We start from the raw sequence: 21,161 nt of genomic DNA on the forward strand, positions 1-21,161 counted from the left end.
GAATCTGGTATAATAATCCTATGAAAAAGATTATAAAAAAAATGAGGTTAGAAGACAAAAAAGACGACCTTGCTTACTGGTTATCCAAGACCCCGGAAGAACGTATTGAAGCAGTAGAAATACTGAGAAAGCAGTTTAATGGAAGCGCAGCAAGATTACAAAGAACTGTTAGAGTTATTAAACAAGCATAAAGCCGATTATGTCATTGTTGGAGCTTATGCTTTGGCATTTCACGGGTACCCGAGGTATACCGGGGATTTAGATATTCTGGTTAAAACCGATAAACCCAACGCAGAAAAGATACTTTCCGCAATCAGAGAGTTCGGTTTTGAGTCGCTGGATATTTCGCTAAACGATTTTTCTTCGCCGGGAAAAGTCGTCCAGTTGGGTGTTCCCCCTGTGCGAATAGATGTTATTACATCAATAACAGGTGTTGGCTGGGAGCGTATTTCCCCTAACAGGATTAAAGGCGAATACGGCGGTGTTCCGGTGTATTTCATCGGCAAAAGTGAATTTATCGCCAATAAAAAAGTTATCGGCAGGCATAAAGATCTGGCTGATGTTGAAGCCATTGAGAAGGAAAACAATACCTGATTCCTGCCGTTATTATTTAACTTTCTCGTAAAGCGTATCAAGAGGGCTTTTAGGCGCTTTAGACATATTTCTTCCGTGTCCTAAGTGAAACTTCGGACACAAATGAATAAAAAGGAGAAAAACATGAGTGAAACAGCCGGTAGCGCGAATGAACTGAGCATGCTTTCCAAAGATGAAATCAGCGCGCTGGAGGAAACAGTTCAATTCCACAAGACCCGGCAGGGAACAAGACTCGCATTCCATGAGTATGGAGATTTAAAGGGCCATCCGATTTTTTTCTACCACGGTACAGGTTCGCATGTGCACGGCATGCTTCTTCATAAGCCTGCTCTCAGATACGGTTTTAGGATTATCGCGCCGGATAGACCCGGTGTTGCCCAGTCGGATTTTCGTCCGGGCTGGACTATCCTTGAATACGCGCGGGATATGGCCGACCTGGCCAACAGACTTGGAATCGGCTCTTTCGGAGCCATTGGAATTTCAGGTGCCGGACCCACCCTGATGGCCAGCGCTTTTGCCATTCCCGAACGCCTGCACTGCGTGGTTGATTTAGCCTGCGCCATGCCGGTTTATGCTGACCCGGAAATGACAAAGCATCTTGGCACAGCGGACCGGTTCTATGCCAAACTCGGCACCGGGTTGCCGCTTTCTTTATTCAGATTACCGTTTTCTTTACTTGGAGTGATGCAGAGGGTAATGAAAAGCCCGAAATCGTTTGCGAAAATGTTCGACTCCAGTTTATGTCCCGCCGACAAAGAAATTTTCAAAATGGCTGATTTTCAATACCTGCTTATGCGGGATTTCCAGGAACTTTTCCGGCACGGCTCGAAAGGCCCCGCCTATGATGCGCAGACAGTTTATAAGCAATGGGGATTCAATCTTTCAGATATAGGAATCCACATTGAGGTGTTCCAAGGGTCATCGGATAAATTTGTCCCCGCGATGTTCAGCGAATATCTGGCAAAAACCGCAAAAGATGTCAGGCTTAACATCCTCGAAGGTCAGGGGCATTTCTGTCATCTTGCCTACGGTTACCGAATGCTGAAAAAGGTAAAAGAAATTTTCTATGGGGGAAAAGATCTTCGCGCGCAAAGTTAACCATGGAATAACACTTCCTGCAAACAGATAATTCCTTTGATTAAAAGCCCGATATTCTGGTAAATTCATTCTGTTCATAATTTGAGAAAGATAATTAAGCGCACATTTATACAGCCTTTGAATCAGGGATTACACGGAATGTGAATTATGTCTAAAGGTATATATAAGATATTTATTAAATTGTCCAAGATTTTGTCACGTAAAGGCATATATGAATTTCTCGATAAAGAATACGCGGCGATAAAAAAAGGAAACAGGGTTTTATCTGTGGGGGCGGGCGGGGATATTAACTTTCTTTTAATGAAATATGCGAAAAATAATGAGTTTGAAGTTATAACTATTGATATAAATAAAGACAGGAACCCGGATATTATCGGAGATGTTTGCGTATATGACTTTGGCGATATGGTTTTCGATATAGTTGTTATGGGCGAGGTTTTAGAACATTTGCACTCTCCTCATGCGGCAATTGAAAATATATACAGATCAATGAAAACGGACGGGCGGCTCATAATGACCGCTCCATTCATATTTCCTATACATGAGCGTCCCTGTGACTATTTCAGGTATACACGCTACGGCCTGGAATATTTGCTCGGAAGTTTTGAAGAAGTGAATATCAATGAGCGAAACGGATGGGGTGAGGCGGTTAACGTCCTTTTTGTAAGACATGTAATGGAAAAAAATATTTCATCACGTTTAATCGCGCCTCTGTTTATCCTTCTTGCTTTCATATGTCTTCCATTTACGGTTCTTTTAGGCAAGCTTATCAGAACGGATTTTATTACAAGCGGATATCTGGTTTCTGCTAAGAAACCGTCCGGCAGAGCGCCGGCTCAAATAAGCAAAAACGCTCAATTGCGCAATTATTCTCAAAGGTAAAAATTTAACCCCGGTTTTTTTTATTCATAACAGTTATGAAATAAACAAAAATTGAATTATTTTTGCGCAGGCATTATAATCTAACGGTTATCGATACTTTAATCTTAAAACAAGGAGGGAATTAATATGCCGGAATTCGGGAACCCGTTCTCGGGTTTAAAGAAAGACAGGAAAGTGACAAAGGAGGAATTAATCCGCGCAATCCGTTTTATGATAGCCGCGGAATATGAAGCGGTGCAGTTGTATATGCAGTTGGCTGAATCCACCGATAACAAGCTTGCGCAGGATGTTTTGAAAGATATTGCCGATGAAGAAAGGGTGCACGCGGGGGAATTCTTAAGGCTTCTCAAGGAACTTGCTCCGGATGAAGAAGGGTTCTATGCAAAAGGCGCTGAAGAAGTGGAAGAAGAAATTGAGAAAATGGGGAAATAACCGGTTTTCCGCCGGCAGGTTACTTTCTTAGAGGAGGCTTAACATGGCGTACAAATGTCCCAGATGCGGGAAAACGGTTCAAAGAGGATATAGCGGCGGTGCTCAGGCGACCGCAGGTCTGGTCGGGGCTCTTTTCTATGCCGCTTTCGGAGCTTTTGAATGCAAAAGCTGCGGCAAAATCGCCGGGAAGGAATTTCCCTCCGCAGACAGGAAAAAAATGCTGTTCGGTTCGGTATTGCTGGTTATTGCCGGTATTGCGGTTATCATAGGGCTGATTGCTCTTTTGGCTAATATGAAATAGCGTCATTAATAAATAACAACGGAGTTTTTAGATGAATAAGATTTTTATATTGATTACAGTATGTTTTTGCTTTTCGGCAGTTTGTTTTGCGGCAGGGGAAGATGTTGCCGAAGTAAAAGTCGGTGGCGTATCTATAAATGTGCCTCCGCCTGCAGATGGTTTCAAAGAAGTAGGTTATGACAAAAGAGAATTTTTGGAAATTGCCGTTCCTCCCAACAACCGCCTGCTCAGCGCTTTTCTGACCGAAGAAGACCTTAAAAAATTCGGGACCGAACAACTGGAATATCTTTCGCGTTATATGATGCTGCAGGTAGCCCGCGGCGCCGAATACATGTCCTGCGGACCGGAAGATTTCAAAATTGTTATTGAAAGTATGTCGGAAGCGATGAGCCAGGGCATGAAGGATACAATAGATGAAGCCAATGCCGAAATATCAAGACGCTTGAAAGCGCTTAATGTTGATGAGGTAAAGCTTGATAAACCTGAAATGCTCGGGCAAATATTTTCGATTACGGACGCGGCAGCTTTCGCAATGGTGATGTCCGTCAAAGAAGGGGCAAGAACGACAAAAATGATTTGCGGCCTTTGTACTATCAGGGTAAAAAGCAAACTACTTTTTGCGTATGTTTATTCCGAGTACAAAGATGAAGCTTCGGTAGACTGGGTCTGTAAAACCACCGAAAACTGGGCTAAGGCGCTGTTAAACGCCAACCAGTAGAAGAAACATCAGGGAAATACATGGCGATACTGGTTGAGAGAGACAATATAGGTATTTTCGGCAAGATGAATTCCGGAAAAAGCAGCGTGATGAACCTTATTACGCAGCAGGAAACATCCATTGTCGATTCTACGCCCGGGACCACTTCCGATACCAAGAATTCTTTGTTTGAGATACACGGGGTAGGGCCGGTGAAACTTTTTGATACAGCCGGCGCAGATGAAAATTCGGCTCTCGGAAGCAAGAAAAGAAAAAAAGTGTTTACCGACCTGAAGGAATGCGACCTGGTATTGCTCATCATAGACCCGTCGGCGGAAGATTTCCGCACAGAACATACTCTTATAGAAGAAGCCAGAGCCCAGGACAAACAGGTTCTCGTGCTTTATAATATATTCCGTCCGGCAGATGAAAAGAGAATCGATAAAATCGAAAAAGAACTGCCTTCTCTCAAATTCTATAGAAAATTAAAGGTTATCGCCGTTGACAGGGCATACAGGCAGAAACTTCTGGATTTCATAATAAAAAATTTCGACTCCCGGAATAAAAAGGTTCCTTTGCTTCCTTTTCTCGAAAAAGATGAATATTATGTGCTTATAATACCGATGGATGAAGAAACTCCCCCCGGAAGGTATCTCAGGCCTCAGGCTATGGTCGAAGAATACATTACCCGCAACTGGGCTTATCCTGTTTCTTTCAGGATGGATTTAGGGAAAGCAAGGGATAAGAACAGGGAAATATCTGAAAAAGAATATGAACGCTTTATGTCTGTAATAAACGGTTTGGCCAAACGGCCCAAAGCCATTATTACCGATTCCCAGGCAATGGACATAATGAATGGCTGGTGCCCCGATGATATCCGCCTTACGACATTTTCAATCACTATGATTAACTATATGAGCAGAGGCCGGCTGGACAACTTTGTTAAAGGTCTTGATGTTATGGATAAACTGGAAAAAGGGGATAGTATCCTTATAGCTGAAGCTTGTAACCATTCGCGCATAGGCGAAGATATCGGAACAGTCCAGATACCTGAGTATTTGAAAAAAGCCATTCCCGGTATTGTTATCGAACATGCTTTCGGCAGGGAGCTCCGGGAAGAGAAAACCTTGTTAAATTACAGGCTTGTTATACACTGCGGAGGATGTATGATAAGCCCTCAGCAAGTGGCGTCGAGAATAAGAGATCTTGAAAATATAGGAGTTCCGTTTACCAATTACGGGCTTTTTCTTGCTTATATGCAGGGCAGAAAAGCTCTATCAAGAGTTATTGAACCCTGGGGCCTGAAAATTCACTGATTTCCGTCTGTGAAAATCGTTTACAATAACATTTTATGTTGACTTACTGTCCGGCATGGGTATATACTATTGCTTAAATATTAAATATATAAAGTAGTATTTGAAAGAAAAGAGGTTTTAAAACCGCAAGGCGTTAGAACGTTCGCTTTGTGGGTTTTTTGTATTCACCGAAGATTATAACGGAGAAAATAAATAATGACAAACTGTTTAAAACCACTGATATTGGGCGACCTGAAAATAGATATTCCTTTGGTTCAGGGGGGGATGGGCGTGAGGGTTTCCACTGCTCCTTTAGCCGGCGCGGTCGCGAATTGCGGAGCAGTCGGCACTATAGCCGGTGTGGGACTTGCGGATGAAGAAGATTGCATCGGCAGAGATAATTTTTTCAGGTCCTCCAGACAGGCGCTTGTCGATGAGATACATAAAACAAGAGATTTGACCAAAGGTGTTATCGGCGTCAATCTTATGGTGGCTCTTACAAATTATGAAGATCTGGCGAGAGCTGCTGCCCGGGAAGATATAAATTTTATTGTTTCCGGGGCGGGTTTGCCGCTGAAACTGCCTGAGTTTACTCTCGGAACAGATGTAAAGCTTATACCCATAGTTTCATCCGGAAGAGTCGCGGAATTAATAATAAGAACATGGAAAAAAAGATATAACCGCGTTCCTGACGCGATAGTTATTGAAGGCCCTCTTGCCGGCGGCCACCTGGGATATAAATTTGAAGAACTTGAATCTGATAAGGCCGATAATCTGGACCATATACTGGTTGAAGTCCTTAAAATAACCGGTGACTCGTCCTTAAAAATACCAATTATTGTGGGAGGCGGTATTTTTGACGGTAATGATATTGCCCGGGTTCTGAATCTTGGGGCGAGCGGAGTCCAGATGGGCACAAGGTTTGTTACTACTAATGAATGTTCTGTTTCAAATGAGTTTAAGCAGGCTTATCTCAATGCCAGTGAAAAAGATACTACAATAATTAAAAGCCCCGTAGGGTTACCCGGAAGGTCGATAAAAACTAAATTTATTGATGATTTGCTGAAAGGCATTAAAGCGCCGTTTGAATGCAAGTTTAAGTGTCTTAAAACATGTGACCCGAAAACCGCCCCTTATTGTATTGCCAAGGCGATGGTGAACGCGTTTAAAGGCAAGATAGACGACTCAGTCGTATTTGCCGGCAGCAGTGTTTTTAAGATAAAAAAGATTATTTCAGTTAAAGAATTAATCAATGAATTGATTTCCGAAACGTGCGCCGCTTTAGCTCCAAAAAATGCAGTGACTGCCCAAGTTTTTTCTTCCTAAAAACAGATCCTGTATTGACAGAATAGCCCAACGGGTGTATAGTAGTATATCTGAGTATACTCTATTATAAGTTAAGGAGGCTATTTTGATAGACAAAACTTCACATGTTCCTTTTTACCAGCAAGTTAAGAAATCTATTGAGGGAAGAGTAAAATCCGGCAGGCTTAAACCCGGAGATAGCATAGAATCTGAAAAAAGTCTTTGTAAGATATACAATGTCAGCCAGATAACCATAAGGAAAGCAATTTCTGATCTTGTAAATATGGGTATTCTTTACAGGGTGCCCGGAAAAGGAACATTTCTTGCGTCTTTGAGTGAAAAAAGCAAGAGCCCGTTTTTGCTTAAAACGAATAATATCGGTTTTGTTATCTCCAGGGAACACCATCCGGCTTTTTCCAATCCATTTTACTCGTTTGTATTCAGAGGTGTTGAATCGGAAGCGAGAGCGCACGGATATAACCTTTTTTATCAGCTTTTGGACCAGAACATAATTGCCGACATATCGAATTTTAAACTGGCAAGTGAAAATAAAGTGGATGGACTGCTTCTTGTGGGAGAAATACCTCATAATTTTATTATGGACATTAAAGATAAAGGAATACCTCTGGTGCTTGTCGACCATTATATAAATGATGCGGGGCTGGATTCAGTTGTGACCGAAAATGAAAAAGGCGCGTATCAGGTAGTCAAATATTTAATAGACCTGGGACACAGAAAAATAGGTTTTTGGGGAGCTTCGCTCGACCATGGCACTTTTATGGAGAGGTTTAAAGGCTATAAGAAAGCTTTATCTGATTATGGCATCAAGTTCTCGGAAGATCTTATAGAAACAGTGTTGTTGATTGAAAATGACATTATTGTGGATAAGATGTTTAAATCGGAGAATATGCCGACTGCTGTTTTCGCATGTAATGACCTTGTCGCGATTAAAGTGATGTCCGCGTTGCAGGATCAGGGTCTGAAGGTGCCGGGTGATATAAGCATTGCCGGTTTTGATGATATCGAATTGAGTTCGCAGATCAGGCCTCCATTAACTACGGTTCGTGTCCAGAGAGAGCAGATGGGGGTTCTGGCGGTAAAAAAATTAATTAAAAACATAGAAAAAAAGAATAATAAGAGCGAGAAAACTGTTTTGACCACAGAGCTTATGGTGAGACAGTCATGCAGAGCTATTTAACAAAGGAGGATTTAATGAAGCGGTTTTTCGGTTGGATTGCGGTTATGTTTATTGTTACAGCTTTCGCAGGCGCTTTATCGGCGGAAGAATATATCTGGGAAGGATTTGAAGGCGGTGTTATATGGGTGCCTGTGGAATGGGAGAATACCGGCGGCGCAGAGCTTTCAAAAAGTTCCGATCAGGTTAGCGAAGGTAAAAATGCTTTGAAGGTTGATATTATCGAGGAATCGGAAGACTGGAGAGAGAAAGTAGGTTTTTCGCGCGAAGATTATTTGAATCTTGAAGGGACAAAGATAATAATGGATATCTACTGCCCGTATCCTTTCGGGTACTCCGTCTCTCTGGGGTTTGATGCAGGGCCTGAGTGGACATATTATGAAACACCGCGTATCGCTCTTTCGCAGGGCTGGAACAAAAACATTACTTTTGATATGACTAAAGATGATTTCAAATGTAAAGCCAGCGACTGGCAATATAACCAAAAGCTTGAAGACAAAAATTCAGTAAAGAAAATACATGTATTGATTTACAGGCCCGCTAAACTTGAGCCTCAGGTTGTTTATGTCGATAACATAAGGCTGGCGAAATAGTTTGTATTGAATAAAGGTAAAAAAGGGCAGAAGATAAAAGTTAATAATCGAAGGCGCTTCCTCCGATGAATTCTCTTAAGATCGACGCGGGCGGAGTCTGATTCGGGGATATGGCTACAAATAAATTCAGAAAATCCAGAAGCCTGGTGGCTTCAACGTATTCCCTGCGGTCGGCGCGGACTTCAAGGAGAAATCTTTCAGCGAATATCTTCAGAACGGCATATTCATAAACCAGGGCGGAATTGAAAATTATATCCGCGCCGTCCTGATATGGGAAAATGTATTGTTCTTCGCCTTTTCGCACCGAGTACCATCTTGATAATGTGTCTGCGGCGCTGTAACCTCTGAACATGCAATCTCTTATTAAGCGTCGCAGCAGCCTTGTATCGGATGTAAATATCCGGTTGTGATCATCAATGCACAGTTGAGTCAACGCGCTTAAATATATTTTTAATTTTTTCTCTTTGCCTATATCAGGCAGGATACCCGGATTAATAGCGTGCAGGCCTTCGATTATTATTACAAAATCTTTATCTTTGGGGATACGGCAGGAAGTTCCCGCCACCTGTTTTCCCTCGCTGAAACTGAATTTATTAAGTATTGTTTTTTTGCCCGCAAGAAGGTTGGCGATATCTTTATTAAATGATTTGATATTAAGAGCGCCTGGGGTTTCAAAGTCATATTCTCCATACTCATCAAGAGGCGATTTTTCCCTGTCCAGAAAATAATCATCAAGTGAAATGGGGATGGAGTGTATGTTGTTTACCGCAAGCTGTACGGAAAGGCGCTTTATGCTGGTTGTTTTCCCTGAAGCGGAAGGGCCTGCCACAAGTATAACTTTTATTTTTCTGTTATTTTTGATTTTGTCGCATATCTGTATTATCTTTTTTTCGTGAAGAGCTTCAGCCACTTTTATTGCCTCGGAGATATTTCCGTTTATACATATATTATTGAGGTCGCTTACCGTTCTCACTCCTATAATCTTGTTCCATTCTTTTGTTTCCATATAAGTCTTAAACAGGGAAGGGTTGGGGGGGATTTTTGGTGTCAGGTCCGGTTTTTCAGGATCGGGAAATACAAGTATAAAGCCTTTATTATATAACTGGAGATCGAATATCCGGGCAAACCCGGTATGAGGAAGCATAGGCCCGTAGGATATATCTGAAAATCCCGCGCAGGTTACGATTCTTGTGTCAGGGCCTTTAAGGGTTTCCAGAAGTTTTACTTTCTGCGGATACCCCAGTTTTATAAAAAGCTTTATGGCTGATTGTTTGGGATAAAGCTCGTGGATAAAAGGAATTCTTTGCTTTATTATTTCGCGCATCCTGTTTTTGATTTTTTTAAGCGCGGAATCCGTCATTTTTATTTTTGGGTCTCCGAAGTCATAGTAATAACCGTTTGATATGGATTGTCCTATTTCCAGCCGGCTTTCCGGAAAAAGGGCTTTTACCGAAGCATGAAGTATGAATGAAAGGCTGCGCCTGTAAACCGAAGCGCCCACTCTGTCCTTATAACTGATAAGTTCGACAACAGAGTCTGTTTTAAGCTTGTAATCAAGGTCGAAAAGGCAGTTGTCTATTATGGCGGCGATAGGCGGGGGAGACAGCCTTATGCCTTTTTCCTCAAGAATCCTGAAAATAGGTTTTTTTGATTTTACCTGAATACTTTTTTTAAAGTTGCTGCCTGTAAAAGTAATTTTCATTGTCCGCATTCCTGTTTTTCTATTATATCAGTTTATACTAAAACATTAAAAAGTTCCAATCAAGAAAACATGTTTGTCTTTGGGTACTCAATGTGTTATATCTATTCCATTAAAGGCGGGATATATTTTATGCCAGAAAAAAGCAAATATAAGTTCACTCCGGTTTTAGGATGGTCCGTAAGCAGATACGACACGTTTAAAAAGTGTAAACGGCAGTATTATTATCAGTATTACGGCAAATACGATAAAGAGGTAAGCCAATCGAAGATAAATTCCCTGAAATATCTTACGAGCATTCCTTTGGAAATAGGGAATGTCGTCCATGATGTGATTGCGGTCCTTCTTAACCGGCTGAAAAAAACGCAGGAGCAGCTTAATGTTGAAAAATTTATAGATTTTTCGAGCCGCGAATCTGAAAAGCAGATCAAAAAGAAAAATTTTTTTGAAACATATTACGGCATAAAAGAGAAAATTCTGATTTCCGATTTGTATCCAAAGGTCGAAACCTGTCTTGAATCTTTTTTAAACAGCAATTGGAAAAATTGGGTTTTTTCTGAAGGGATAAAAAACAGCGATAAGTGGATTGTAGAGCCGGGAGATTTTGGCGAGACCAGGGTTAACGGCCTTAAAGCTTATCTTAAAGTAGATTTTTTATTTCCGAAAGACGGGAAATTTGTTGTTCTTGACTGGAAAACCGGGAAAAAAGATGCAGACAAACATGAAAACCAGCTTATAGGGTATGTTTATTATGCAATGATGAAGTTCGGATTTTATCCTCACGCGGATAAAGTCGACGCATATATTATTTATCTGGGAGAAGATTATGATGAATTAAAAGCGGTTATAAATGAGTATGACATCTCCCGCTTTGAGGACAAGACTAAGGAAGAAACGGAAAATATGTATAAGTATTGCTGTGACGTTGCAAATAATATTCCTGTCGGAAAAGAGGAGTTTAAGATGACGGACAACCTGAATATTTGCAGGTTTTGCAATTATAAGGAGTTATGCGGAAGAGCCTGAGAAGAGAATTTAAAATAGAAAAATTGTAACCACAGATGACGCACCTGCCTACGGCAGGCAGGGATTTACACACTTGCCCGCCTCTGGCGGGGATGGAAAAAAATAAAAGAAAAAATAACTTATATAATAAAAATTAAAATAGTTTTATCTGTGATTATCTGTGCTATCTGTGGTTGTAAAAAAAGTTTTTTGAGGTATTCTCATGAAAACAAGAAAACTGGGCGGTTCAAATCTTAATTTGAGCGTTATCGGCCTCGGAGCGTGGGCGATTGGAGGTTCGGGATGGGCTTACGGCTGGGGAGACCAGTCCGATAAAAATTCAGTTGAAGCCATTAAAAGAAGCATGGATTTGGGAGTGAACTGGATAGATACGGCTCCTGTTTACGGTTTGGGGCATTCCGAAGAAATAGTGGGAAAAGCAATTAAAGGCTTAAGGGATAAGTTTTATATAGCTACAAAGTGCGGGCTCATATGGGATGCAAAAGGCAAGTTAGGGTATGATTTATCCGCCGAAAGCGTGAGAAAAGAAGCGGAAAACAGCCTTGCGAGATTAAAAATCAGCTATATAGATCTTTATCAGATTCACTGGCCTTTTCCCGACGAAAAAATTGAAGAGGCATGGGAAGAGATAATGCGGCTTAAGGATGAAGGCAAAATAAGATATGGGGGAGTGTCTAACTTTAATGTGCCGCAGATTCAGAGAATCCTGAAAATAGGGCCTGTTGTATCGCTGCAGCCGCCTTATAATATGTTAAACAGGGCAATTGAGAAGGATATAATCAATTTTTGCGCGGATAATAATATCGGAATTGTCGCATATAGCCCGATGTCATGCGGGCTGTTGACCGGTAAATATGACAGGGCCAAAATAAGTTCTCTCCCTGAAGATGACTGGAGGAAAAAAGAAAACGGTGAGTTCAGGGAACCTAACCTGGAAGTCAATCTGTGGCTGATAGAAGAATTGAAAAAAGTTGCTGATGAACTTGATACTACCGTTGCCCGGTTATCGCTTGCCTGGGTTATTAACAGGGAGTCTGTTACAGCGGCGATTGCGGGAACGCGCAATAAAAAGCAGATAGAGGAAACCGCTCCGGCATCCGGCATAATTCTTAGCGTGGATATAATGGACAGAATCGGGAAACTTCTCAAAATCAGGGATGAAAAACTGGGAATCATACATGAACTCAGGAAAAGTTTGCCGGGAAAATATAAAGGGAATAAGGAGAAAAAATAATGACAGGTAAATTTGTTGTTTTATCGGGTATTTTACTGCTGTTTTTTTGCATGCCGGGCGCTTTTTGCGATGATGATAATGTAGTTTCGGAATCAGTAAAAAGTGTCGGCAATCTTGTTGTGGAAACCACCAAAGCCGTCGGCAATGTCCTTGAGACTACGGCCAAAACATTTGACCCGGACGAAAATCCTACCGGAGGAAACAAAGGTTATATAATCAGCGATTCCGATATCGATGAGCGCTCGAAAGAGATAACACAGGCTGTTTCCGAAGATAAATTCTCCGGACAGAAATACCGCGGCAAGCTCACGACCGGCACGTATAACGGGAAATAGCTTTTATTTCCTTATTTTTAAATTGCTTTTGTATCCCCTGACACCCGGCACAGACATTATCGCCTGCTGGATTTTGTCTTTTTGTTCCAGGGAATCGACGTTTCCGCTGACAGTCACAATGCTGTCTTTTACCAATATTTCTAATTCTTCAACAGGGACTATGTCGGCTTTTTTTAAGGTATCCGTAACCTTATCCTGTATATCTTTGTTGGAGATAACATTTATTTTACTGCTGCCGAAATTGGTTCCCGTAGAGACTTTTTCCTGGAGAGACGCCTCTTTTTCTCTCTTTGCCCTGGATTTGTCCGCGCAATAAGCGGATGAAAAGGTAAACATTAAAACCAGCAAGAAAATAATGTATTTCATAATGCCCTCCTGTGATGGATGAGATAGTATATAGCTTTTTATGTATAATTGCAAGTTAGTTGATGACTATAAAATTACGATTTGATATCATTTATAAACTATGAAACAGGTTTTTCTTCAATTTGGAGACAGCAATTTTATAAGGGCTTTTTTTGACCCTATTGTCCACGAGCTTAACAAAAAGGAGCCGACAGGTTCCGTGATAGTCATACAGCCGCACCGCTCGGGAAGGGTCAAGGAACTGCAGAACCAGAGCAACCTGTATACCCTGGTGCTCCGGGGAAATCCCAAAACGGGCCGTATCGACAGGAAAGAAATAATTAACTGCATATCCGAATCAATAAATCCCTACGTTGATTATAAGAGTTTTTCAGAGCTTTATAAGAGAGACGATCTGCGTTTCATAATCTCGGACGATAAATCGGATAAATGCCATGCCGAACCCAACGAGCAGATTACTGCGAAACCGCCGGAAAATATTGCCGGTAAAATAGCGTTATTCCTTTTTAAGAGGTTTAAGCATTTTAAAGGGAATAGCGATAAGGGAATGATATTGCTTCCATGCGAAAATACCTGCGACAACGGGGAATTGTTGAAAAACGCGGTCATTAAAACGGCAAAATACTGGTGTCTTGGCGAAGGGTTCCTTAAATGGCTGAATACAAGTTGTTTTTTTCTTTCTACGGTGTGTGACAGGATAGTGACGGGTTTCCCTTTCGGGGAAGCAGAGCGTATTGAAAAGGAAATGGGGTATTCCGACCGTTTAATACTTGAGGCCGAACCTTTTTACAGGTGGGTAATCAAAGGGCCCAAGAAGCTCGCCAGAGAAATACCCTTTATTAAGCCCTATCTGAATGTTCTTTATACGGATGACATTTCTTATTATTATGATATAAGAGAGAAAGTTTATAAGGAAACTTTGACTTTTGTCTATCTGTTGAAGACCCTGATTAACGCGAAAAATTTTTCGGAAATATGCAATAACAGGATTTATTCGAAATTTATTAAAAATATGGTTTTTCATGAGATTCTGCCCTCCGTAAAAGAAGTGGGGGAAAAACACATCAAAGATTCCGAAAATATTATCGAGAGGCTGAACAACCCTTATATAGGCGATGGAAAATCATTTGTTCTGATAAACGGGAGCATAAGCCCGGCGCGCGATTTCCTGGAAACAGTAAGGCAGTATATGGCGAATACGGGAAAAGCGCCCGTCCATCTGATTTTCTCTTTTGCTTTGAGGGTATATTTCTGCAGCAAAGACAAATATGTCAAAGACCTGGCGGCAAAAGATGTTTTTGTGAGATTTTTGAATAAAATATGGAAAGTGGCGGGTAAATCCACAAAAGGCATTCAGTTAATGAGCAGAAAGATAATTGATTCCAAATTGGTATGGGAGCACGAGGATACGAAAGACATAAAGGCTATCAGAAGGTTATTACAGCTTTTTATTATTAATCTTACGAGGTTTGGCCCCGGAAAATCCATTGAGAGGATTATATTAAGAAAAAAAGGGAAAGGAATAAAATGACAAAGCCGCACAGCATTTTGAAGGACGGTAAATATTTATTGTTGATTTTTATGGTTTTTGCGTGCCATAAGGATTGCCTTTCAAAGCAGGCATACACCGAAAAGGAAAAAAGGGAAATTATAATTGAATGTTATGAGACAGGCATCAGCGAATATCAATCCGGTAATTACAGCGCGGCGAAATCTGAGTTTGATAAAATATTAAAGTTCGATCCGGATAACAAAAAAGCTCAAAGATACGCGCTTAAGTGCAAGGAGAAACTCAAACCTGAAAACGTTGATGAGCAGGATGAAACGCTAAACTCCGGCGAATCCGGCGAAGTGATTACCGAACCCGATGCCATAGAGGAGATTGCGGAGGGAAAAGCTCCGGAGGATATATCAATTAGTGAAGGGGATGATAGCGCAGCGCCGGGGGAAACTTCCGAAGAAGTCATGCTTTCGGTTCAAACGGCTAAACTTATGGATGAAGGGGTAAACTGTTACAGAAACGGTGAGCATGAGAAAGCGAAAGAGATTTTTGAACAAGTCCTTTCTTCAGACAGTTCGAATAAAAAGGCGAAGAGATACATTAAAAGGTGCGATGACAGGATAGCGAAAAAAGAGAAGGTGAGGGAAAAAGAGCTTGCGCGGGAGGAAAAGGAAAAACAAAAGGGAAAAGCGCTGGAAGAGAAAATTGCGTTAGAGAAGAAAAACAAGCAGTTACCGCCTCCGGTTGCTGTAAAGGAAGAACCCGAAAAAGCGGCTGACTCAACCGCAGTTGTCTCGGATAATGAAGATGCCGGAGCTCTTTATAAAGCAGCTTTGCTTGAATACAGGAAGCAGAATTACAAAAAAGCCGTTGAAATGTTCAGGGCGGTATTGGAAAAAGATCCCGGTAATGAAAAAGCCGGAATGTATATTAAAGCCGCTGAACGCAAGTTATAAAAGTCTTTTCTGCACGGGAGTATCCGCGTAGCAGTAATGCCCGAGCGTCTCATAATTTTCAAGTATAACGGGAGGGCATTTGATTTTCGATTTAAGAACCATCGATTTCAGTTGCAGGATATTGGCAAGGGCTTTTCCCTCATAATGGTTGTTTCCTACCGCGTACCCGCGCGATATATCCGGATGCGATAATCCGTCAGCGAACGGACGCAACTCTGATTCTGAATATAAATAATCGTACCTTTCATCTCTGCCGGATTTTTCGCTGAACCAGTTTTCTTTATTCCTTCCATGCAGCCGAAGGTAAAGGATCATGCTTCCGCCATGGAACCGGGGTTTAATGTTTAATGATTTTTCGGGCTGGTCTATAGTCGCTATGCCTGCGCTGTTTTCACAGAGGAACGATTCCGCGTCCCCGCAGTCCCATGAATTATGCCTTATTTCCATTACAACATCATAATCATGGAAAGTTTTAGTTATTTTTTCGGCTTTAAGCCTGTTTTCTTTTGTGAAGTGGAAAGAATACGGGAATTGCGCGAGCAGGCAGGCGAATTTCCCATTGTTTTTCAGGGCGTCCAAAAATTTTTTCACTGCGGATATGCTGCCTTCAGCGGGAAAATTTATGTTATGGGTGAAATCCTTATGCAGTTTTGCGGAGAACAGAAACCCGCTTTTATCTTTTACGGAGTTACTCCAGTTGTTTGCGTTCATTACGGACGGGTAACTGTAAAAAGAGCTGTTGATTTCAATGAAATCCACGAAATTTGAAAGATATCTTAACCTGTCGAAATTACCGGGTATCTGCGGAGGATAAACCTTTCCTTTCCAATCAGGATATGACCATCCGGCGGTTCCGAAAAACATTTTTTTCATTTGTTTATTATCATATATTAAAAAACAGGATATAAAAAACTATTTTTTCTAAATAGGTTATTATAAAATATCTGCTTAAAATGACATGGTTTAAGAATATCTGTATTTCTTTCATAAAAATACTGATTGCAGTGGCGTTGACACCGCTTGCCTGCGGCCTTTCAGTAGCCTTATATAAGTCTGTATCCACGTATTTCGACGTTTACAGCCTGATGCCGTTCGTTTTCGGGTTTTTTTCATACCTGCTGATATACGCTGTTTTACAACAGCCCATAAGGACTTATGTTTTTACTCATGAATTAGTCCATGTTATATGGGTTTTTCTGTTCGGGGGAAAAGTAAAGGGCTTTAAGCTGCATAAGAACGGCGGAAGCGTAAAAGTCACAAAAAGCAATTTTGTCATAGAATTGGCCCCGTATTTTTTTCCCCTTTATTGTGTGCTTGTCATATTCCTGTATTTGTTTCTGGATATCTTCTTTGAAATGAAACCTTATTGGAAGTTGATGTCTTTTCTTGTGGGTTTCATGTGGGCTTTCCATTTTACTATCACGCTTTATGTCCTTACAAAAGAACAGACGGATTTTCAGGGCCCGGGAGTTGTCCTGTCGCTTGTTATAGTATATATATCCAATGTAGTGATATTATCTCTTATGTTATGTTTTCTGTCCAAATCAACTTCATTTGGAAGTTTTTTCCGGGATTCGATGGAGTACAGCGTTAAAAGTTACGGCCAATTTATAAATGCATGCAGCCAATTATTTGAAAGGACAAAATTATGAGACGCCGGACATGGTTGATTATTATATTTTTACTGGTTTTTCTGGCTTCGGGCCGGAACGCGTATTCAGAGAAGAAAGTTATTACCCTCGATGATTTAAAAAACCGTTTCGGCAATAAAGAGGCCGAAGCTAAAAACAGCGGCAATGAGCCGATCACGGTAAGCAGTGTTTTGAAAAAAGTGGACCCGGGGGAGTCAAACCGGATATATGTAAAATTCAGGATAAGGGCAAAGGGATGGCATGAGGTCAAACTGAGAGCGGCTACGCTTGATGCCGATATGAAAGTGCTGGAGGTGCTGGATAACGGGTCTGCCGACGACAAGGTTGTTTCTGACAGCTGGATAAACGGCAACCAGCTTAAAGGCGGACATACATACGCTTTTGAATTCCCTTATACCAGGAATTACAAGTATGCCGTTGTTGAGGTAACATTTGGCGAAAGGGAAGAGAAGAAAGTCATCAAAAAGGCTTCAACCTCCAAGGTTAATGTGGAGGAAATAACAATTCCGGAAGCCGGAGGAGGGACCGGAGAGTGAACGCCGAAATAGAGACGATTATTGATATTCCCTGCAGGAATGCCGGCGGGTTGTTCTCCGGGACCGCGTACAGGTTCGGGAAAAGGAAGTACACTTATAAAAAACTCGACCGCTTATCGGATAAATTTGCTTCGGGCCTGGCTGCTAAAGTAGGCCTTTCGAAGGGGGATAGGGTGGCGCTGATTGCCGGTAACTGCCCGGAATATGTTGTAAGTTTTTTCGGCATTCTCAAGACGGCCTCCTGTATCGTGCCTATCAACAATTTCCTTGTCGCCGACGAAATAAAATATATCCTTTCGGATTCCAAAGCCAGAGCGGTCATTACGGGCGTTAAATATTACGATGTTGTCAGGAAAGCCGTCATGCAGATGGAAAACAGGCCTGCGGTTATTGTCATAGGGAACTGCGTCAAAGAAGACAGGGACATAGATTACAGATCGCTTTTCAAAAGCGGGCGCTTCAGGGAAACAAAGGTTATGCCCGATGATGCGGCCGTCATAATATATACCTCCGGCACTACAGGTTTTCCAAAAGGCGCTATCCTGAGCCATTATAACCTGGTTTCCAATGTTAAAGACTGCCTGGATGTGCTTCACGTCGGGAAAAAGGACAGGATTGTCGTTGTCCTTCCTCTTTTTCATTCATTCACCATAACCGTCTGTATGTTGACCCCTCTGTTTGCGGGGGCTTCATTTATTCTTCTCGAATCAGTCAGGCCTTTCCACAGGGTTATAAGGGCTATTATACTGGGCAGGGTGACCGGGTTTGTGGGCATACCTCAGATATTTCATCTGCTGTCGGATAAAAAAATTCCGTGGCTTGTAAGAAAGATATTAAAGATAAGGTTTTGTATTTCAGGTTCGGCCCCGCTGTCCGAGGAAGTGCTTAAGAATTTCGAAAAAAATACAGGCCTGCCTCTGATGGAAGGCTACGGCCTGTCGGAAGCTTCCCCCGTGGTTTCCGTTAATCCTTTGCGCGGAGAAAGGAAAGTAGGTTCTGTGGGCCTGCCGTTAAAAAATGTCAGCATAAAGATTGTCGACGATGATGAAAAAGAACTGCCTCCCGGCGAGATAGGGGAAATTATCGTTAAGGGGCCTAACGTGATGAAAGGTTATCTGAACCTTGAAGAAGAGACTGCAAAAGCCATAAGAGGCGGCTGGCTGTTCACGGGCGATATAGGCAAGGTGGATAAAGACGGCTATATTTATATAATAGACAGGAAAAAGGATATGATCCTTTCCCACGGCTTGAATGTTTATCCGAGAGAAGTAGAGCAGGTGTTATATCAGCACCCTTCCGTAAGAGATGCGGCCGTTGTGGGTGTGAAAGATAAGCACAGGGGTGAGAAAGCGGTGGCCTTTGTCACTTTGAGGGACGGCTTCCGCGCCGGGCCCGGGGAACTTGTAAAATTCTGCAAGGGGAAATTAGCTCCTTACAAGATCCCTCATACGATCAGGATAGAAAAAGAGCTTCCGCGGACGCCCACGGGTAAGATATTGAAAAAAGATATCAAGGCGCTGATGGAAAAATAATGTTTTTATTGACAAAAACTGTATAGCATTATATTCTGCAGAAAGTGGTGATTTAAGCTACAACTTGCGACCACATAAAATAAGCGCTAAAGCGTAGGTTTAACGGTTTTTTAGACCTGGTGCTTTACGCATCAGGTTTTTTTATGTAAAATGTTGAAAGGCGTGAACGAGATGGAAGCAAACGGCGGAAAACAATCAGTGGGCCTGGTAAAGCCCGAAACAGTTACATTCGATTCGCTTGAATTGGAATGCGGCAGAAAACTGTCTCCTGTCGATGTCTGCTATGAAACATACGGCAAACTTAATTCCCGTAAAGATAATGCTGTGCTGGTTGCGCATGCCCTTTCGGGAGACGCTCATGCCGCCGGCTTGCATTCCGCGGACGATAAAAAGCCCGGCTGGTGGGATATCTTTATCGGGCCCGGAAAAGCGATAGATACGGATAAATATTTTGTTATTTGTTCGAATATTATAGGCGGGTGCAAAGGCTCGTCAGGGCCGGGTTCAATAAATAAAAAAAATAACAAACCGTACGGCACAACTTTCCCGCCTATTACCGTAAGGGATATGGTTAATGTCCAGAAGCGCTTAATCGACCATCTGGGCATAAAGAATATTCTGGCCGTTATAGGAGGTTCCCTCGGCGGAATGCAGGTCCTTCAATGGGCTGTAGATTATCCTGCAGTGGTCAAATCCGCGATTGTCATAGCTTCGACCGCCAAGCTCAGCGCCCAGGGCATCGCCTTTAACGCGGTGGGAAGAGAAGCTATTACTTCGGACCCCAACTGGTTTAAAGGCGATTATTATGATAAAGGCAAAAATCCCGAGAAGGGATTGGCCATAGCGAGGATGATAGGCCATATTACCTATTTAAGCGAGGATGCGATAGAACAGAAATTCGGCCGGAAGACAAAAGCTGATAAAGACGCTGTTAACGGGGATTCTCCCGCCATGGTTGATTTTACCCAGGATGAGTATGAGATTGAAAGTTATCTCTCATACCAGGGAGATTCTTTCGTTAAACGGTTTGACGCCAATTCATATCTTTATATATCTAAAGCAATGGACGCGTTTGACCTGTATCGGGACTACGGCAGCCTTGAAAATGCGTTTAAGGATGTTAAATCCGGGTTTCTAATAGTTTCTTATACGTCGGATTGGCTTTTTCCTACATGGCAGTCAAAAGAGATAGTTAAAGCTTTAAAAGCCAATAACATTTCTGTGACTTATTACAATATCAAATCCGAAAGCGGGCACGACTCCTTTCTTGTTGAAAAAGAGATAGGCGAACTGGAAGAAGTTGTTTCTCCGTTTCTGGATAATATCAGGGGCAGATAATGGAAACTTTAAGAAAAGACCATCAGATAATCGCTTCGTTGATTGATAAGGGGAGCAAAGTCCTTGACCTTGGCTGCGGGGACGGGTCTCTGCTAAAAAAACTTTCCGAGTTGAAAAACGCGAGCATCCAGGGCGTGGAAATCGACCCCGACAAGATAAAGGAATGTTCCAAGGCCGGTGTTCCCGTAATCCATACCGATATCGATGAAGGGCTTTCCGATTATCCCGATAAATCGTATGATTTTGTCATATGTTCCCAGACTCTCCAGGCTGTGCATAAGCCCAAAAAAGTCCTTGATGAAATATTGAGAGTCGGCAAAAAGGGTATAGTCATTTTCCCCAATTTCGGCCATTGGAAAATACGCAGAATGCTGTTTTTCGGCGGGATAATGCCCCGGTCGAACGAACTGCCTTACAACTGGTATGATTCTCCCAATATCCATCATCTGACTATCAAGGATTTTAAGAAATTCTGCGGGAACGAAGGTATTGCCATAGAAAGAGAATATTGTTTCAGGTCTCTGAATCAGGAAAGGTCAGGCCTTTTTCCGAACCTTCTTTGCAGGTTTGGGATGTTTGTGATATCCAGATAGG

General features: G+C 42.0%; 24 protein-coding genes. 21 read left to right on the forward strand and 3 right to left on the reverse strand.

What is annotated here, in order from left to right:
• Window positions 1–20 precede the first annotated feature (20 nt).
• From M0R36_08150 to M0R36_08200, 11 genes are all read left to right on the forward strand, one after another.
• Complete coding sequence (locus tag M0R36_08150) at window positions 21–191, forward strand: hypothetical protein (GenBank protein ID MCK9555767.1); 171 nt, start codon at window positions 21–23, stop codon at window positions 189–191.
• Window positions 139–594, forward strand: a complete 456-nt coding sequence (locus M0R36_08155; protein MCK9555768.1) for a nucleotidyltransferase family protein — start codon at window positions 139–141, stop codon at window positions 592–594. Before M0R36_08150 ends, M0R36_08155 begins: the two co-directional genes overlap by 53 nt.
• A gap of 123 nt (window positions 595–717) precedes the next feature.
• The gene (locus tag M0R36_08160) at window positions 718–1,692 is read left to right on the forward strand and encodes an alpha/beta hydrolase (protein ID MCK9555769.1); all 975 of its coding nucleotides are present in this window, start codon (window positions 718–720) and stop codon (window positions 1,690–1,692) included.
• Between the two features lie 147 nt (window positions 1,693–1,839).
• Window positions 1,840–2,574: a class I SAM-dependent methyltransferase gene (locus tag M0R36_08165; GenBank protein ID MCK9555770.1), complete on the forward strand. Its 735-nt coding sequence runs from the start codon at window positions 1,840–1,842 to the stop codon at window positions 2,572–2,574.
• Window positions 2,575–2,700: 126 nt separating this feature from the next.
• Entirely contained in the window at window positions 2,701–3,006 is a 306-nt protein-coding gene (locus tag M0R36_08170; protein ID MCK9555771.1) for a rubrerythrin, read from the forward strand.
• A 43-nt stretch (window positions 3,007–3,049) separates the two neighbouring features.
• A complete protein-coding gene (locus M0R36_08175; protein ID MCK9555772.1) occupies window positions 3,050–3,307 on the forward strand; it encodes a hypothetical protein in 258 nt (85 codons plus the stop codon).
• 31 nt (window positions 3,308–3,338) lie between these two features.
• On the forward strand, window positions 3,339–4,025 hold the full coding sequence (locus M0R36_08180) for a hypothetical protein (protein ID MCK9555773.1): 687 nt from the start codon (window positions 3,339–3,341) through the stop codon (window positions 4,023–4,025).
• Between the two features lie 20 nt (window positions 4,026–4,045).
• On the forward strand, window positions 4,046–5,320 hold the full coding sequence (locus M0R36_08185; protein ID MCK9555774.1) for a 50S ribosome-binding GTPase: 1,275 nt from the start codon (window positions 4,046–4,048) through the stop codon (window positions 5,318–5,320).
• Between the two features lie 195 nt (window positions 5,321–5,515).
• The gene (locus tag M0R36_08190) at window positions 5,516–6,625 is read left to right on the forward strand and encodes a nitronate monooxygenase family protein (GenBank protein MCK9555775.1); all 1,110 of its coding nucleotides are present in this window, start codon (window positions 5,516–5,518) and stop codon (window positions 6,623–6,625) included.
• A gap of 85 nt (window positions 6,626–6,710) precedes the next feature.
• Window positions 6,711–7,802 (forward strand): GntR family transcriptional regulator, encoded by a 1,092-nt coding sequence (locus M0R36_08195; GenBank protein ID MCK9555776.1) that lies wholly within the window; start codon window positions 6,711–6,713, stop codon window positions 7,800–7,802.
• A 14-nt stretch (window positions 7,803–7,816) separates the two neighbouring features.
• The gene (locus M0R36_08200) at window positions 7,817–8,392 is read left to right on the forward strand and encodes a hypothetical protein (GenBank protein MCK9555777.1); all 576 of its coding nucleotides are present in this window, start codon (window positions 7,817–7,819) and stop codon (window positions 8,390–8,392) included.
• Between the two features lie 40 nt (window positions 8,393–8,432).
• Here M0R36_08200 and M0R36_08205 read toward each other — a convergent pair whose 3' ends face one another.
• A complete protein-coding gene (locus M0R36_08205; GenBank protein ID MCK9555778.1) occupies window positions 8,433–10,094 on the reverse strand; it encodes a nucleoside kinase in 1,662 nt (553 codons plus the stop codon).
• Between the two features lie 129 nt (window positions 10,095–10,223).
• On the opposite strand from M0R36_08205, the gene M0R36_08210 reads away from it, so the two are divergent.
• From M0R36_08210 to M0R36_08220, 3 genes are all read left to right on the forward strand, one after another.
• Complete coding sequence (locus tag M0R36_08210) at window positions 10,224–11,117, forward strand: PD-(D/E)XK nuclease family protein (protein MCK9555779.1); 894 nt, start codon at window positions 10,224–10,226, stop codon at window positions 11,115–11,117.
• A gap of 202 nt (window positions 11,118–11,319) precedes the next feature.
• Window positions 11,320–12,351 (forward strand): aldo/keto reductase, encoded by a 1,032-nt coding sequence (locus tag M0R36_08215; GenBank protein ID MCK9555780.1) that lies wholly within the window; start codon window positions 11,320–11,322, stop codon window positions 12,349–12,351.
• Window positions 12,351–12,686 (forward strand): hypothetical protein, encoded by a 336-nt coding sequence (locus M0R36_08220; GenBank protein MCK9555781.1) that lies wholly within the window; start codon window positions 12,351–12,353, stop codon window positions 12,684–12,686. Before M0R36_08215 ends, M0R36_08220 begins: the two co-directional genes overlap by 1 nt.
• A gap of 3 nt (window positions 12,687–12,689) precedes the next feature.
• Here M0R36_08220 and M0R36_08225 read toward each other — a convergent pair whose 3' ends face one another.
• Complete coding sequence (locus tag M0R36_08225; GenBank protein ID MCK9555782.1) at window positions 12,690–13,052, reverse strand: BON domain-containing protein; 363 nt, start codon at window positions 13,050–13,052, stop codon at window positions 12,690–12,692.
• Between the two features lie 100 nt (window positions 13,053–13,152).
• Here M0R36_08225 and M0R36_08230 point away from each other — a divergent pair, with 100 nt between their 5' ends.
• Together M0R36_08230 and M0R36_08235 are read left to right on the forward strand one after the other, a co-directional pair.
• Window positions 13,153–14,583 carry a hypothetical protein gene (locus tag M0R36_08230; protein MCK9555783.1) on the forward strand — a complete coding sequence of 477 codons (1,431 nt, stop codon included), beginning with the start codon at window positions 13,153–13,155 and terminating at the stop codon, window positions 14,581–14,583.
• Window positions 14,580–15,509, forward strand: coding sequence for a tetratricopeptide repeat protein (locus M0R36_08235; GenBank protein MCK9555784.1), 930 nt, complete (start codon window positions 14,580–14,582; stop codon window positions 15,507–15,509). The genes M0R36_08230 and M0R36_08235 overlap by 4 nt, the downstream gene beginning before the upstream one ends.
• Here the strand turns inward: M0R36_08235 and M0R36_08240 are convergent.
• Entirely contained in the window at window positions 15,504–16,382 is an 879-nt protein-coding gene (locus M0R36_08240) for a DUF72 domain-containing protein (protein MCK9555785.1), read from the reverse strand. The genes M0R36_08235 and M0R36_08240 overlap by 6 nt on opposite strands.
• Window positions 16,383–16,462: 80 nt before the next feature.
• On the opposite strand from M0R36_08240, the gene M0R36_08245 reads away from it, so the two are divergent.
• The 5 genes from M0R36_08245 to metW all read left to right on the forward strand — a co-directional run bounded on the left by M0R36_08245 (window position 16,463) and on the right by metW (window position 21,160).
• Complete coding sequence (locus M0R36_08245) at window positions 16,463–17,161, forward strand: hypothetical protein (GenBank protein ID MCK9555786.1); 699 nt, start codon at window positions 16,463–16,465, stop codon at window positions 17,159–17,161.
• Window positions 17,158–17,697 (forward strand): hypothetical protein, encoded by a 540-nt coding sequence (locus tag M0R36_08250; GenBank protein ID MCK9555787.1) that lies wholly within the window; start codon window positions 17,158–17,160, stop codon window positions 17,695–17,697. The genes M0R36_08245 and M0R36_08250 overlap by 4 nt, the downstream gene beginning before the upstream one ends.
• Window positions 17,694–19,229: a long-chain fatty acid--CoA ligase gene (locus M0R36_08255; GenBank protein ID MCK9555788.1), complete on the forward strand. Its 1,536-nt coding sequence runs from the start codon at window positions 17,694–17,696 to the stop codon at window positions 19,227–19,229. Before M0R36_08250 ends, M0R36_08255 begins: the two co-directional genes overlap by 4 nt.
• 150 nt (window positions 19,230–19,379) lie before the next feature.
• Complete coding sequence (locus M0R36_08260) at window positions 19,380–20,567, forward strand: homoserine O-acetyltransferase (GenBank protein MCK9555789.1); 1,188 nt, start codon at window positions 19,380–19,382, stop codon at window positions 20,565–20,567.
• Window positions 20,567–21,160: a methionine biosynthesis protein MetW gene (gene metW / locus M0R36_08265; GenBank protein MCK9555790.1), complete on the forward strand. Its 594-nt coding sequence runs from the start codon at window positions 20,567–20,569 to the stop codon at window positions 21,158–21,160. Before M0R36_08260 ends, metW begins: the two co-directional genes overlap by 1 nt.
• The last annotated feature ends 1 nt before the right edge of the window (window position 21,161 follow it).

It is taken from the genome of bacterium, from assembly GCA_023228325.1.
Classification (GTDB): Bacteria; Auribacterota; UBA6266; order UBA6266; family UBA6266; genus UBA6266.

Excerpts from the sequence above, each read along its gene's own strand:
- M0R36_08190 (MCK9555775.1), top strand. The coding sequence starts at position 5,516 with ATGACAAACTGTTTAAAACCACTGATATTGGGCGACCTGAAAATAGAT.
- M0R36_08175 (MCK9555772.1), top strand. The coding sequence starts at position 3,050 with ATGGCGTACAAATGTCCCAGATGCGGGAAAACGGTTCAAAGAGGATAT.
- M0R36_08210 (MCK9555779.1), top strand. The coding sequence starts at position 10,224 with ATGCCAGAAAAAAGCAAATATAAGTTCACTCCGGTTTTAGGATGGTCC.
- M0R36_08160 (MCK9555769.1), top strand. The coding sequence starts at position 718 with ATGAGTGAAACAGCCGGTAGCGCGAATGAACTGAGCATGCTTTCCAAA.
- M0R36_08235 (MCK9555784.1), top strand. The coding sequence starts at position 14,580 with ATGACAAAGCCGCACAGCATTTTGAAGGACGGTAAATATTTATTGTTG.
- metW (MCK9555790.1), top strand. The coding sequence starts at position 20,567 with ATGGAAACTTTAAGAAAAGACCATCAGATAATCGCTTCGTTGATTGAT.
- M0R36_08200 (MCK9555777.1), top strand. The coding sequence starts at position 7,817 with ATGAAGCGGTTTTTCGGTTGGATTGCGGTTATGTTTATTGTTACAGCT.
- M0R36_08150 (MCK9555767.1), top strand. The coding sequence starts at position 21 with ATGAAAAAGATTATAAAAAAAATGAGGTTAGAAGACAAAAAAGACGAC.
- M0R36_08220 (MCK9555781.1), top strand. The coding sequence starts at position 12,351 with ATGACAGGTAAATTTGTTGTTTTATCGGGTATTTTACTGCTGTTTTTT.
- M0R36_08205 (MCK9555778.1), bottom strand. The coding sequence starts at position 10,094 with ATGAAAATTACTTTTACAGGCAGCAACTTTAAAAAAAGTATTCAGGTA.
- M0R36_08155 (MCK9555768.1), top strand. The coding sequence starts at position 139 with ATGGAAGCGCAGCAAGATTACAAAGAACTGTTAGAGTTATTAAACAAG.
- M0R36_08185 (MCK9555774.1), top strand. The coding sequence starts at position 4,046 with ATGGCGATACTGGTTGAGAGAGACAATATAGGTATTTTCGGCAAGATG.
- M0R36_08230 (MCK9555783.1), top strand. The coding sequence starts at position 13,153 with ATGAAACAGGTTTTTCTTCAATTTGGAGACAGCAATTTTATAAGGGCT.
- M0R36_08225 (MCK9555782.1), bottom strand. The coding sequence starts at position 13,052 with ATGAAATACATTATTTTCTTGCTGGTTTTAATGTTTACCTTTTCATCC.
- M0R36_08250 (MCK9555787.1), top strand. The coding sequence starts at position 17,158 with ATGAGACGCCGGACATGGTTGATTATTATATTTTTACTGGTTTTTCTG.
- M0R36_08245 (MCK9555786.1), top strand. The coding sequence starts at position 16,463 with ATGACATGGTTTAAGAATATCTGTATTTCTTTCATAAAAATACTGATT.
- M0R36_08180 (MCK9555773.1), top strand. The coding sequence starts at position 3,339 with ATGAATAAGATTTTTATATTGATTACAGTATGTTTTTGCTTTTCGGCA.
- M0R36_08240 (MCK9555785.1), bottom strand. The coding sequence starts at position 16,382 with ATGAAAAAAATGTTTTTCGGAACCGCCGGATGGTCATATCCTGATTGG.
- M0R36_08260 (MCK9555789.1), top strand. The coding sequence starts at position 19,380 with ATGTTGAAAGGCGTGAACGAGATGGAAGCAAACGGCGGAAAACAATCA.
- M0R36_08165 (MCK9555770.1), top strand. The coding sequence starts at position 1,840 with ATGTCTAAAGGTATATATAAGATATTTATTAAATTGTCCAAGATTTTG.
- M0R36_08215 (MCK9555780.1), top strand. The coding sequence starts at position 11,320 with ATGAAAACAAGAAAACTGGGCGGTTCAAATCTTAATTTGAGCGTTATC.
- M0R36_08170 (MCK9555771.1), top strand. The coding sequence starts at position 2,701 with ATGCCGGAATTCGGGAACCCGTTCTCGGGTTTAAAGAAAGACAGGAAA.